General features: G+C 31.8%; 11 protein-coding genes. 9 read left to right on the forward strand and 2 right to left on the reverse strand.

The window, feature by feature from the left end:
- Positions 1-101 precede the first annotated feature (101 nt).
- The 5 genes from folE (at position 102) to MBM09_RS13060 (ending at position 5,969) form a co-directional block, all read left to right on the forward strand.
- Complete coding sequence (gene folE, locus MBM09_RS13040; protein WP_238674159.1) at positions 102-779, forward strand: GTP cyclohydrolase I FolE; 678 nt, start codon at positions 102-104, stop codon at positions 777-779.
- Positions 780-810: 31 nt separating this feature from the next.
- Positions 811-2,292, forward strand: coding sequence for a cysteine--tRNA ligase (gene cysS, locus MBM09_RS13045; RefSeq protein ID WP_238674160.1), 1,482 nt, complete (start codon positions 811-813; stop codon positions 2,290-2,292).
- A gap of 163 nt (positions 2,293-2,455) precedes the next feature.
- On the forward strand, positions 2,456-2,680 hold the full coding sequence (yidD, locus tag MBM09_RS13050) for a membrane protein insertion efficiency factor YidD (protein ID WP_238674161.1): 225 nt from the start codon (positions 2,456-2,458) through the stop codon (positions 2,678-2,680).
- A gap of 234 nt (positions 2,681-2,914) precedes the next feature.
- On the forward strand, positions 2,915-4,642 hold the full coding sequence (locus MBM09_RS13055) for an amidohydrolase (RefSeq protein WP_238674162.1): 1,728 nt from the start codon (positions 2,915-2,917) through the stop codon (positions 4,640-4,642).
- A 301-nt stretch (positions 4,643-4,943) separates the two neighbouring features.
- Positions 4,944-5,969 (forward strand): hypothetical protein, encoded by a 1,026-nt coding sequence (locus tag MBM09_RS13060; RefSeq protein WP_238674163.1) that lies wholly within the window; start codon positions 4,944-4,946, stop codon positions 5,967-5,969.
- 223 nt (positions 5,970-6,192) lie between these two features.
- Here the strand turns inward: MBM09_RS13060 and MBM09_RS13065 are convergent, their stop codons facing one another.
- Entirely contained in the window at positions 6,193-7,656 is a 1,464-nt protein-coding gene (locus tag MBM09_RS13065; RefSeq protein WP_238674164.1) for an aminoacyl-histidine dipeptidase, read from the reverse strand.
- 72 nt (positions 7,657-7,728) lie between these two features.
- Here MBM09_RS13065 and MBM09_RS13070 point away from each other — a divergent pair, with 72 nt between their 5' ends.
- Complete coding sequence (locus MBM09_RS13070; RefSeq protein WP_238674165.1) at positions 7,729-8,796, forward strand: DUF3810 domain-containing protein; 1,068 nt, start codon at positions 7,729-7,731, stop codon at positions 8,794-8,796.
- Here the strand turns inward: MBM09_RS13070 and MBM09_RS13075 are convergent.
- Positions 8,793-10,328 carry a T9SS type A sorting domain-containing protein gene (locus MBM09_RS13075; RefSeq protein WP_238674166.1) on the reverse strand — a complete coding sequence of 512 codons (1,536 nt, stop codon included), beginning with the start codon at positions 10,326-10,328 and terminating at the stop codon, positions 8,793-8,795. The two genes, MBM09_RS13070 and MBM09_RS13075, sit on opposite strands and share 4 nt — an antisense overlap.
- Before the next feature lie 39 nt (positions 10,329-10,367).
- Here MBM09_RS13075 and MBM09_RS13080 point away from each other — a divergent pair, with 39 nt between their 5' ends.
- The 3 genes from MBM09_RS13080 to MBM09_RS13090 are packed head-to-tail and all read left to right on the forward strand — an operon-like array spanning position 10,368 to position 13,227.
- Positions 10,368-11,165: an RNA methyltransferase gene (locus tag MBM09_RS13080; RefSeq protein WP_238676343.1), complete on the forward strand. Its 798-nt coding sequence runs from the start codon at positions 10,368-10,370 to the stop codon at positions 11,163-11,165.
- Positions 11,166-12,398 carry a M48 family metallopeptidase gene (locus MBM09_RS13085; RefSeq protein WP_238674167.1) on the forward strand — a complete coding sequence of 411 codons (1,233 nt, stop codon included), beginning with the start codon at positions 11,166-11,168 and terminating at the stop codon, positions 12,396-12,398.
- A 58-nt stretch (positions 12,399-12,456) separates the two neighbouring features.
- Positions 12,457-13,227, forward strand: a complete 771-nt coding sequence (locus MBM09_RS13090; RefSeq protein ID WP_238674168.1) for a hypothetical protein — start codon at positions 12,457-12,459, stop codon at positions 13,225-13,227.
- Positions 13,228-13,699 lie beyond the last annotated feature (472 nt).

Here is a 13,699-nt window from a genome sequence, read left to right on the forward strand (position 1 = left end):
AAATAAAAAATTTTGCTAACAATTAATTGTTTGTTAATACAAAACATAACAAAAGTGTTTTGCTTATCTTTGCAGACTAAAAATAAGATTTCTTTTGAATAATGAAAATTGGAAATAACATAGAAGAATTCGAATCCTTAGGAGATGATCACGTAGGAACATCGTCAAACACACCTTTACGTGAAGATGCGTTTAGACTTTCTAATGAAGAAAAAATAGACATCATTAAAGATGATGTGCGCCACATCATGGAAACCTTAGGTTTAGATTTAACCGACGATAGTTTAAATGGCACACCAAATCGTGTAGCTAAAATGTTTGTTAAAGAAATTTTTGGCGGTTTAGACCCTGCAAAAAAGCCTAAAGCTTCTACCTTCGAAAATAAATACAAATACGGTGAAATGTTGGTTGAAAAAAACATTACTGTATACTCAACTTGCGAGCATCATTTATTACCAATTGTTGGTAAAGCTCATATTGCATACATTTCTAACGGTACCGTTGTTGGATTATCTAAAATGAATCGTATTGTAGATTATTTTGCAAAACGTCCGCAAGTACAAGAGCGTTTAACCATTCAAATAGTAAAAGAATTACAGGAGGTTTTAAACACCCAAGATGTAGCTTGTGTTATTGATGCTAAACATTTATGCGTAAATTCCAGAGGTATTAGAGATATAGAAAGTAGTACCGTAACTTCAGAATTTGGCGGAAAGTTTAAAGACAAAGCTATTCGCAGAGAATTTTTAGATTATATAAAATTAGACACAAAGTTTTAATTTAGTTTGATTAAAAACCAACCTAACCACAATGCTGCTTTACAAAGAACAACAAATTCAAATATATAATTCTCTTACTGGTAAAAAGGAAATTTTCAAACCCATAAACGAAGGCTATGTAGGCATGTATGTTTGTGGTCCAACGGTATACAGCAATGTTCATTTAGGCAACGTAAGAACCTTTATGTCTTTTGATATGATTTTTCGATATCTAAAACATTTGGGCTTTAAAGTTAGGTATGTACGCAACATTACTGATGCAGGACATTTAGAAAATGATGCTGATGCAGGCGAAGATAAAATCACAAAAAAAGCACGTTTAGAGCAAATTGAACCTATGGAAGTTGTGCAACGTTATACCGTTGATTTTCATAACATTCTAAACACCTTCAATTTTTTACCACCAAGTATTGAGCCTACTGCAACAGGTCATATTATTGAACAAATTGAACTTATTAAAAACATTATAAATAATGGTTTTGCTTACGAAGTAAACGGATCTGTATATTTTGATGTGCATAAGTTTAACGAAACAAACGAATACGGAAAATTAAGCAAGCGTAAACTTGAAGATTTAATTCATAACACACGTGCCCTTGATGGGCAAAGTGATAAAAAAAATCCGCAAGATTTTGCACTTTGGAAAAAAGCCGAACCTCAACACATTATGCGTTGGCCTTCTCCTTGGAGTGATGGTTTTCCTGGTTGGCATTTAGAGTGTACAGCAATGAGCACCAAATACTTAGGTGAAACATTTGATATTCATGGTGGCGGAATGGATTTAAAGTTCCCGCATCACGAATGTGAAATTGCACAAAATGAAGCCGCTATAGGTAAATCGCCAGTTAATTATTGGATGCATGCTAATATGCTTGAGCTTAACGGACAACGCATGTCTAAAACTACAGGGAACACTGTTAATCCAGATGAATTACTATCTGGAAACAATAAATTCTTCAGTAAAGCATTTGCACCAAGCGTTATTCGGTTTTTTATTGCACAAGCACACTATAGAAGCATTTTAGACTTAACAGATGACGGTTTATTAGCCAGTGAAAAAGGCTTTTACAGATTGATGGATGCCATTAATGTAATGGACGGATTAAAAGCTTCTGAAACATCTACCATAAACATTACTGCATGGAAACAGAAATGTTACGATGCTATGAATGACGATTTTAATTCCCCAATTTTAATTGCGCATTTATTTGAGGCAGTTAAATATATAAATCAGGTTAAAGAAGGTTCTGCAACCTTAACAGCAGAAGACTTAACGACTTTAAAGAATACTGTAAACACGTTTTCTTTTGATGTTTTAGGCTTAGAAAACGTAACTAAAAGTGACTCAGGAACCGACAAACTATCTGGAGCCGTTGATGTTTTAATTAAGTTAAGACAAGAAGCCAGAGCCAATAAAGATTTTGCATTGTCTGATAAAATTCGTGACGAATTAGCTGAAGTTGGTATTCAACTTAAAGATGGTAAAGACGGTACAACGTTTAGCCTCTCCTAAATCCTCTCCAAAAGAGAGGGCTTTTAGCGTAGTATGTGAGCGCATTCGAAGTGTCATTTTCAAAATGATATAAAAACAAAATAAGTTCTGTCATTCCGCACTTGATGCGGAATCCACTTTGAAACTAAAATAGATTCCCTCTTTCGAGGGAATGACAATTAAAATGTTTAAAAAACTACTTATAGCACCGTTTTTGTTTTTGATAAAAGTGTATCAAACATTTTTATCACCAATAATGCCTGCAACGTGCAGATACCAGCCAACATGCTCACATTATAGTAAAGAAGCACTACAAAAACATGGGTTATTTAAAGGCGGGTGGCTAGCTATAAAACGCATTTTTAGTTGTCACCCTTGGGGCGGAAGTGGTTATGATCCTGTGCCATAATTTTTTGTCATTCTGAACTTGATTAAGAATCTTATCATAAATAACAAATCACATCAAAAGACTCCGAATTTTCAATCCTATTTCTTCTTAACTTTGCAAACTAATTTTGACTACATTTTCTTTACAATCCATCTCCCTGAAAAGTTCTGAAATTATCCAATTCCGTGAATAGCGTTTTTTAATTTTAAATTTGTAAAATTATTGTACATTACTAAGAACTAAAAACCAATAATTATGAAATTAAGATATTTCCCTTTCTTAAGTATGGCTTTGCTCCTGTTATTTCTTATAGCTTGCTCTAGTCCTAAAAAGGAGTTTGCAACCATGCTTATTTTTGGTGGAAAAATTTACACAGTAGACTCTATTCAAACTACTGTAGAGGCTGTAGCTACAAAAAACAATGTGATTATTTTTGCTGGTAGCCTCACACAAGCTGAAAAATTTAAAAATGAGCAAACACAACTTATTGATTTAAAAGGAAAAACCATGACACCTGGTTTAATTGAAGGCCATGGCCATTTTATGGGTTTAGGTTATAATGAATTGAATCTAGATTTAATGAACACCAAAAGTTATCAAGATATTATAGATGCAGTTGCGGAGCGTGTAAAAACTGCTAAACCTGGAGAATGGATTTTAGGTAGAGGATGGCACCAAAGTAAATGGGATTCTATGCCTTCTGGAATGGTGAAAGGTTTTCAAACACATCATAGATTAAGTGAAGTATCACCAAACAACCCCGTTTATTTAAGTCACGCTAGTGGTCATGCAGGATTTGCTAATGCCAATGCCATGAGAATTGCTGGTTTGCAAACTTTAGCAAAGGAAGGTATTAAAGATTTTGAAAAAAAAGAAGGAGAAGTTATAGTAGATGAATTTGGTAGACCAACTGGAATATTTAATGAACTTGCCCAATCTTTAATTTACAAGCATATACCCGAAGACACCCCTGAATCTGCTGATCAGGCATTTAAACTAGCTACTGAAGCTTGTCATAAAAATGGCATTACAAGTTTTCATGATGCAGGTATACCAAGGTCTACTATTGCGTTGTATAAAAAAATGAAATCTAAAGGTAAAATGAATACTAGGATTTATGCAATGCTTGCAGGCTGGGATAACGAATTACTTAATTATTGGTATTCAAAAGGTCCTTTAATAGATCCAGATCATTTACTTACTATAAGGTCTATAAAATTACACTGTGATGGTGCATTAGGTTCTCGCGGAGCATGGCTCCTCGAACCTTATACAGATCGTCCGGATCATTTTGGTCACGAAACCCTACCTATGGATATTGTAAAAAAAACAGCTTTAGATGGTCTTAAAAATGATTTTCAAGTGTGTTCTCATGCTATTGGAGATCGTGCAAATAAGGAAATTCTTAATAGATATGAACTCGCATTTAAGGAAATGCCAGAAAAAACCAAAGATCATAGGTTTAGAATAGAACACGCACAACATCTACACCCTGATGACATACCTCGCTTTTCGGAATTAGGTGTCATACCAGCTATGCAAGCTATGCACATGTCTTCTGATAGGCCATGGGCAATTGACCGGTTAGGAGAAAAACGTATCAAAGAAGGTGCATATATGTGGCAAGCTTTACTGCAAAGTGGTATCCCTATTGTAAATGGAACTGATGTTCCTGTTGAACCACTCAATCCAATAGCCAGCTTTTACGCTAGTGTAAGTAGAAAAACACTAAAAGGCCTACCAGAAGGCGGTTATGAACCTGAACAAAAAATGACACGAGAACAAGCATTAAAGTCTTACACATTAGATGCTGCTTTTGGTGCCTTTGAAGAACATATTAAAGGATCAATCGCTATAGGTAAACTAGCTGATTTCACTATTTATAATCAAGATTTAATGACAGTAGCAGAAGATGAAATATTAAATACCAAAATTGCTATGACCATTTTTGATGGTAAAGTGGTCTATTCTTTGAACGAATAGACCCACATAAATATAAGTTTGAAAAAATTACTTAACGGGAATACGTTTCAAAGTCTCCAAAACAAACTTCCAAATCATTTCGAAATGAGGAACGATTGAGAAATCACATCAAGTTGAATAAATATTAAAATATTATACCTTCTACCGTCGACATGACATCCAATTCATGCTCTTGACTATATAAAAAATTTCAACTACTTTAGTTTAAAGTTAGAAATAGCTATTAAAATAATTTCATATATCGATAATTACCATACATTAAACAAAACCCGATAAACATGAAATCAAAATTAAACATCACATGAAAAAAGTACAAACCATTATTTTATTTATAAGTATAATAAGTTTCATTAACTGTTCTACTGATACAAACAAAAATATAAATGATCAAAAAGCTTTTTTAAAGGCAACAATAAATGGACAGGAATTAGATTATGGAAATGTTTCTAGCCAAATAACTTCTTTCGTTGAAGCGACTTTATGGGATAACAAGCGACTAGTTATTAAGGGCTATGATATTGATTTGAATACTAACTTAGAATTAACCGTTGGAGAGACTTTTCTAGAAAATCAAATTAAAGAAGGTACATACAAAATTGGCACGCAACAAGACAACTTAGAAACCAATATACTGCATTTTAATTCTGCTGACACAAACATGAATAATACTGCGTCTACAGAAGATTATTTGGGTGTTTATGGCTGTAATGTTCTAGATAGCAACCAAGTAGGCGAAATTAAAATTATAAGTTTAGATACAAAAAATAAAATTATCTCTGGCACTTTTAGCGGAACCCTATTTAGATGGATAGACATTACTACTAGGGAATTAAAAAATATTATTATAACAAATGGAACTTTTACTCTTCCTTATATTGATAGAGGTGTAGAAGATAACCCTGATAAAAATATAATTTCAGCAAGAGTTAATGGCTTTAGTCTAGTGACTGACGATCCAGGATCACCTGATTCTCGTAGATCTTTAGCCTCAGGTATTGATAAAATCCACATTAATGGCTATGACGGAAATTTTGGAAGAATTAAAATAGCTGTCAGTTCAGATGTAAATTCTGGTAATAATTATTATTATCAACCAGACGGAAGCTTTCAATCTTTGGGAATACATTTCGAAAATAGAATTAATTTACCTGAAAATTTATTGAATATTAACCCGAATCAATCTAATGACTCATATATTTCTATAATTGATCACGATCCAGAAACAAACATTATAGAAGGAACATTTTATATTGAAAATTCTGAAATTATGGGTAGAACTATTACTGATGGATACTTTAAAGTAGAATATGTTGATGATGTGGATTAATATTAATTAAAAATAGAATTCCTATTTATTAAGAATAGTTAGCAATTATTTTGAAACAAACTAAACAATAAAATATCAATTCTCAGGAATATCCTTCAAAATCACTAATACAAACTAACAAATCATTTCGAAATGAGGAACGATTGAGAAATCACATCAAGTTAAATAATTTTACAACTAATTAATATGTGATGTCTCCTATCGTCGACATGACAAAAGAATACTAACTCTTCTCGGGAATATGCTTCAAAATCTCTAAAACAAACTTCCAATATTTTTGAACCGACGATATTTGAGCGCGTTCGTCTGGTGAATGTGCTCCTTTAATGTTTGGTCCAAAACTAATCATATCCATTTCTGGGTAATTTTGCCCCAAAATACCACATTCTAAACCTGCATGACATGCTGCTACATGAGGTTTCTCACCATTTAAATCCTCATAAAGTTTAGTCATTACTTTTAAAATAGATGAATCCATATTTGGTGTCCACCCAGGATAATCACCACTAAATTCAACTTCGCAACCGGTAAGCTCAAAAGTAGCCCGAAGCATATTGGCTAAATCCATTTTAGAACTTTCTACAGAGGAACGTGTTAAACATCCAATTTTAATATTGCCATCTTTTACAATAACTCGTGCTATATTATTTGAGGTTTCTACCAATTCTGGTATATCTGCACTCATACGATAAACACCGTTTAAAGCCGCATAAATTGCTCTAGTTAATCCTTCTTGAACACCTAAATCCATAATGTTTTTTGGCGTTTCTACTTTAGAAACACTAATTTCTAAATCGGGTTCCATGGTTTTAAGCTCTTTTCCAATGACTTCAGCTTGTAACTTCATTTCATATAAAAAAGCCTCTTCATGAATAGCATCAATAGCTACAATGGCATTACTTTCTCTTGGAATAGCATTTCGCAAACTACCTCCATCAATTTCAGAAATTCGCAAACCAAAATTCTCAAAACCATCAAACAACAATCGGTTCATTATTTTATTAGCATTTCCTAAACCTTCATGTATTTGCATTCCAGAATGTCCGCCTTGTAAACCTTTAACTGAAATCTTAAAACCAATTTTAAATTCTGGTGTTTCTTCTTCATTATAGGTTCTGGTTGCTGTAACATCAATTCCACCAGCACACCCTACTCCTATTTCGTCATCTTCTTCCGTGTCTAAATTCAATAAAATACCACCCGACAGCAAACCGCCTTTCAATCCCATGGCGCCTGTCATTCCTGTTTCTTCATCTATAGTAAACAACGCTTCAATAGCAGGATGCGGAATATCTATACTTTCTAAAATAGCCATAATAGTAGCCACCCCTAAACCATTATCGGCACCTAAAGTGGTTCCTTTTGCTTTTACCCAATCGCCTTCTATATACATCTCAATACCTTGGGTATCAAAATCAAAAACGGTATCACCATTTTTTTGGTGAACCATATCTAAATGCGACTGCATAACCACAGTAGTTCTGTTTTCCATTCCCGCAGTTGCTGGTTTCTTTATTATAACGTTTCCAACTTCGTCTTCTATAGTTTCTAACCCAAGTTTTTTACCAAAATCTTTCATGAAAGCAATAACTCGCTCTTCTTTTTTTGATGGTCTTGGTACTGCGTTTAAATCTGCAAAATTATTCCACAGTGTTTGTGGTTTTAACTGTCTTATTTCTGAATTCATAATTTTAAAAGTAATGTTTTACAAAGGTAGTTATTCTGAATAGGAATTATAAACATTTCCTTATTTTTGAATATGCTGAAAAACAAAAAAACCATACTTGCGCTATCTATAATTCCGCAATTTTTTTTAATAAAACTACTATCAAATTTTCCTGAATTTGTAGAGCAATTTTACAGCAATGGTTTTTACCAGTTTATATCAAAAAATTTTAGATATACTTTGGGTTGGATACCATTTTCGTTTGGCGATATTGTTTACACATTTGCCATAATTTATATGATTAGATGGATTTTTAAAAACCGTAAACGCCTCCGACAAGACACCAAAAACTGGTTTATTGATGTGGCTTCTGCTTTTGCTCTAATTTACTTTGCTTTTCATGTGTTTTGGGGTTTGAATTACTACCGTTTACCTTTACATAAAAACTTGAATTTGAATGCAGACTATACAACTGAACAATTAGTTTTAGTTGCTGAAAAGCTTATTGAAAAGACTAACCAAACTCATTTAGAAGTTGCAAAAAACGACACTTTAAAAGTTGAAATGCCTTTTACTAAAAGTGATATTTTAAAACTTGCTCCTGAAGGTTATGAAAATTTAAAGCAAATATTTCCGCATTTAGAATATAAACCTAAAAGCATAAAAAAATCCTTATTTAGTTATCCATTAACCTACATGGGTTTTAGTGGTTATTTAAATCCGTTAACAAATGAAGCCCAAGTTGATGCATTGATTCCTTCATATAAATTCCCAACTACTACCTCTCACGAAATTGCACACCAATTAGGTTATGCTGCCGAAAATGAAGCCAATTTTATTGGGTGTTTAGCGGCTATAAATCATGATAATATTTATTTCAACTATGCTGGTTATGCTTTCGCTCTCCGTTTTTGTTTAAATGAAATTTATAACCGTGATGAATGCTTATTTGAAGATATGGTTGCCGATGTTAACATTGGTATTTTAAAAAACTATGAAGAGGTAAGGTTGTTTTGGGAAGCCCATCAAAACCCAGCAGAACCTTACTTTAAAATATTTTATAGCAACTTCTTAAAAGCCAATAAACAGAGTAAGGGCATGGAGAGTTATAGTTATGTGGTAGCATTACTGACTAACTATTTCGAAAATAAAACGTTCTAGTTTATCAGAAGTTTTTTTGTTGATTCCGAAATTCCATCATTAACTTTAATAAAATATATTCCTTTTGATAGTTGACTTGTTATTAATTGAGTTTTACCGTTATTTAAACTCTTTATTTCGCTTATTATTTCTTTACCCTGGATATTGTAGATAGAAATATTTATACTGTTATTTAAATTTTTATTGAATGTTAACTCTACAAATTCTGTTGTAGGATTTGGGTACATAGTAAACTCAAAAATATTTAATTCAATTAAACTAAGAGCTACACTACTCTCTAAATAATCTGGAACATTGTTATTATTTGTATCATCATCTAAAGGGGTTCCATTGTTATTATAATCTTCGTTTTTTGTTAAAATGCCGTCACCATCATCATCATCATCTAAATAGTTTTCAATAGTATCTGAGTCTGTATCAATAAAGACTCTTGTTATTTTTGAATTTATATAACTCTTACCAGTTATAGTACTTTGATCTATCAACTCATCGGCTGTATTTATATTATCACCGTCATCGTCGTCGTCCATATAATCAGGTATGCCATCTTTATCGGTATCATCATCTTCTAAATTTCCGTTTCCATTAATATCTTCATCGCTATTTATAACATTATCACTATCTAAATCTCTACAATCTTGTATAACTAAATCTAAGCTGGTAATAGTATAACATCCATTAGAGTTAAATGTAGCTCTAGCATATATAGTTTGTAGATAGGGAGTAGTATTAGTGTATAGCTCAGATATTTTCTGGTTGTTATAATTATATGAGGCTGCATCACTAACGCTAGAATGGTATGTAATTGTAGCATAGTTTAATCCATTCAAAATCTCATCATTCTTTTCAGTTAAATCAAATTCAACAAATCCATCAATATCATCATCACACAATACGAGAGATGTTGGAGTCTGGATTGTTGGATTCGATCTTATTTCTAAGTACAAATCTAAAACTTTATAACAACCATTAGAATTTTCCTCTCTACCATAAACTCTATCATAATATGGAGTTATGTTATAAAAAGGAAGAGTCAATGGGTTAATTCCTTGTTCAGCATCTTGCCGCGTTCTATGAATGGTCTTAGGGTTATATCCACAGCAAAAAGAACCATAAAATGCAGTTATACCATCACTTTGGCTGTCATCACATGTTATTACATCAAGCCCAATACCTGGAAAAAAATTACTGTAATGCAAATCTATATTAAATGACGTATAATCATAATTACCTGTATTTCTATCTGTTACTTTAGCATAAATTGTAACAGGCAAATTATTCGTATAAGTAGCATAAGAACCTCCAAGAACTAAATTATTTTCAACTTCAAAAATTGATATATGGTATGTTACATAATATTGGTTGGTATCCTGACTACCTAATACTTGGCTATCAAGAATTGATAAATTAAATTCTACATATCCATCATTATCATTGTCGCATTCATAATAATCATAAGGTTGATAAGCAACTTGAGAAAAAACCGAAATAGACAAAAACCCAAATAAAAAGAAAAGTAAATCTTGTTTCATAATAGCTTAAATTTGCATAACTAAATTAGTAAATAATTGATTACAAAATTAATATCCAGCATACAAAATCCATTTATTCGACAACTGGTTCAGTTAAAAGATAAATCGCGAGAGCGAAAAAAAAGCGGTTTATTTTTAATTGAAGGCATTAGAGAAGTTTCTTTAGCTATTAAAGGTGGTTTTGAGTTAGAAACCATTCTGTTCTACCCAGATTTATGTTCTATTAAACGATTAAACGAATTAACAACTCAACAACTAAACACCATCGAAATCTCTAAAGAAGTTTACGAAAAATTGGCTTATAGAGAAACTACTGAGGGTATTCTTGCCCTTGCAAAGAGTAAAAATCATGATATTTCTAATTTAGCATTCAATACCAAAAACCCATTAATTTTGGTTGCTGAAGCTCCAGAAAAACCAGGAAACATTGGTGCTATTTTACGAACTGCAGATGCTGCAAATGTTGATGCTGTTATAATTGCAAACCCAAAAACCGATTTGTACAATCCTAACATTATTCGTTCTAGTGTGGGCTGTGTGTTTACTAACAATATTGCAACAGGAAGCACCTCAGAAATTATAAAGTTTTTAAAATCGAATAACATAAATATTTATTGCGCTGCTTTACAAGCATCGGGGGAGTATCACACTCAAGATTATAACAAACCAACAGCAATTATTGTTGGAACAGAAGCTACAGGATTAAGTGATGAATGGTTAGAAAATTCATCACAAAATATTATAATTCCTATGCAAGGAGAAATAGATTCTATGAATGTTTCTGTTGCGGCTGGAATTCTTATTTTTGAAGCCAAAAGACAACGGAACTTTAAATAAATGACTGCAAACACACTTTTTTTTATCATCATAGCCATAATTATTATCAATTTTATTGTTGACAAGATTTTGGATGCTTTAAATGCTAAACATTTTAATGATAAGCTTCCCAAAGATTTACAAGATGTTTATGATGAAACCGAATATAAAAAATCGCAAAATTACAAAGCAACAAAATACAAGTTTGGGATACTAACCTCAACATTTTCAATTATTTTAACTTTAGGATTTTTAATCTTTGATGGTTTTGAATTTGTTGACAATATGGCGAGAGGCTATAGCGACAATTCAATTATAATAGCTTTAATTTTCTTTGGAATTATTATGATTGGTAGCGATATATTAACAACACCTTTTTCCTATTACAGTACATTTGTAATTGAAGAAAAATTTGGGTTTAATAAAACAACCATTAAAACATTCTTTCTAGATAAAATAAAAGGCTGGCTCATGATGGCTATTATTGGTGGTGGTATTTTAGCTTTAATCATTTGGTTTTACCAAGTTACTGGGAAGTATTTTTGGTTATATGCTTGGGGTTTAGTAGCAGTTTTCACTCTATTTATGAATATGTTTTACTCAAAGCTTATTGTGCCTTTGTTTAATAAACAAACACCTTTAGAAGCTGGTAGTTTAAGAGACAACATATCGGCATACGCAAAAACAGTTGGTTTTAAATTAGATAAAATTTTTGTGATTGATGGCTCTAAACGAAGCACAAAAGCTAACGCCTATTTTTCTGGTTTTGGAAGTGAAAAACGTGTTACACTTTATGATACGTTAATTAATGATTTAGACGAAGATGAAATTGTTGCGGTTTTAGCTCACGAAGTTGGTCATTACAAAAAGAAACACATCATATTTAACTTATTTGCTTCCATTTTATTAACTGGTGTAACGCTTTACATTTTATCGTTATTTATTTCAAATCCCATATTATCAAATGCTTTAGGTGTAGACATACCGAGTTTTCATATTGGATTAATTGCTTTTGGGTTACTCTACTCACCAATCTCTGAAATTACAGGTTTAATAATGAATTTGTTTTCCAGAAAATTTGAATATCAAGCCGATAATTACGCTAAAAACACCTACAAAGCAGAACCACTAATTACATCGTTAAAAAAACTATCTAAAAACAGTTTGAGTAATTTAACACCGCATGCTGCTTATGTGTTTATGCATTATTCGCATCCTACGCTTTTGGAACGTATTAATAATTTAAAACGTTAGCAATTTGTTTATCTTCACAAAAGCATAGATTTTGTGTTTTTTTTAAATTAAAATAAGAATGAAAATTTTCAGAAAAATAAGATTAAGCTCATTAACTAAAGGTAGTATTGGTAAGTATATTATTTATGCGATTGGTGAAGTAATACTTGTCGTTATAGGTATTTTAATTGCATTATATCTAAACAACAAAAAAGATGTCTCGAACAGAGAAGTAAAACAAAGAAACCATCTGACTTTAATGAAAGAAGAATTAGAAAATAATTTATTAATAATCGATAAAGAACATGATGACCTTTCAAAAATAATTGTTAACATTAAAGATTTATTAAATCTTTCAAGCTTAAGAAAATCTAGAGAAAACATTAGCGAAACTAGTCTTTCTGGGCTTCTGTTCTTACCTCTAACCAGAGGTATTGAAATTGACTATGAAAATGGAGCTTTCAACGAATTTATTGCCTCTAGTACTTTAAAAGATATTAAAAATGATACTCTAAGAAGCCTGTTGAGATCTTGGAATAGGAAATTAGAAACGCTTAGACTTCAAGAAGATGTTGTGCATAAATCATTAGATAAATCTAATGATTATATAGAAGTAAATGCATCCTTAAAAACTGTTTTTGATAATATTAATTTATCTAAAGCCTATTTAGAAATTAATAATTCATCCACTACCCGTAGCAATAAACATATATTAGATTCTAGACAATTTGAAAACATACTTATTCAATATCTTGGAGTAGCCACACAACTTCATAAAAGAACTTATCCTAATTTTAAAACGGATATTGATGCATTAATTGAGCTCATAGAAAAAGAGTTAATAAAATAATTGCAACTCAAAAAAACAACGTTTTAATAAACTACTAGCATTCTACGCTTTTTGAACGGATTGCTAATTTGAAAAAGTAATTTCTCTCTCGTTAAGCCGCAAAACAAAGTGATTTTTGACCTTTGTTGAAACTTAACTTTGTAAAAACAAAACAATTTAAGAACTATAATTTAACAGATTACCACAGTCATACTTCCTTCGTAATGGCGTTGGTAGAAAGTTGTGTTAACGATTGAATGGTTTATTTGAAATCCTTTTTGCTTTTTTTGCAAAAAATATTGAGTAATGAAAGCGTGTAAAAACGCCCAAATAATAAAGCTTTGAATTCCAATTAATAAGATTCCTGCCTTCGCAGGAATGACAATCCAAATAAAAGCGTATCTTTGCCGCTTGAAATTCAAGGTAGTAAGATTCCGAAATACATTCGGAATTAGTTCAACTAGCCAATTTTAATATGCTCTATGAGCTTTTA

The organism is Flaviramulus sp. BrNp1-15, from assembly GCF_022259695.1.
GTDB lineage: Bacteria > Bacteroidota > Bacteroidia > Flavobacteriales > Flavobacteriaceae > BrNp1-15.

Excerpts from the sequence above, each read along its gene's own strand:
- folE (WP_238674159.1), top strand. The coding sequence starts at position 102 with ATGAAAATTGGAAATAACATAGAAGAATTCGAATCCTTAGGAGATGAT.
- MBM09_RS13085 (WP_238674167.1), top strand. The coding sequence starts at position 11,166 with ATGACTGCAAACACACTTTTTTTTATCATCATAGCCATAATTATTATC.
- yidD (WP_238674161.1), top strand. The coding sequence starts at position 2,456 with ATGTTTAAAAAACTACTTATAGCACCGTTTTTGTTTTTGATAAAAGTG.
- MBM09_RS13070 (WP_238674165.1), top strand. The coding sequence starts at position 7,729 with ATGCTGAAAAACAAAAAAACCATACTTGCGCTATCTATAATTCCGCAA.
- MBM09_RS13055 (WP_238674162.1), top strand. The coding sequence starts at position 2,915 with ATGAAATTAAGATATTTCCCTTTCTTAAGTATGGCTTTGCTCCTGTTA.
- MBM09_RS13065 (WP_238674164.1), bottom strand. The coding sequence starts at position 7,656 with ATGAATTCAGAAATAAGACAGTTAAAACCACAAACACTGTGGAATAAT.
- MBM09_RS13075 (WP_238674166.1), bottom strand. The coding sequence starts at position 10,328 with ATGAAACAAGATTTACTTTTCTTTTTATTTGGGTTTTTGTCTATTTCG.
- MBM09_RS13060 (WP_238674163.1), top strand. The coding sequence starts at position 4,944 with ATGAAAAAAGTACAAACCATTATTTTATTTATAAGTATAATAAGTTTC.
- cysS (WP_238674160.1), top strand. The coding sequence starts at position 811 with ATGCTGCTTTACAAAGAACAACAAATTCAAATATATAATTCTCTTACT.
- MBM09_RS13090 (WP_238674168.1), top strand. The coding sequence starts at position 12,457 with ATGAAAATTTTCAGAAAAATAAGATTAAGCTCATTAACTAAAGGTAGT.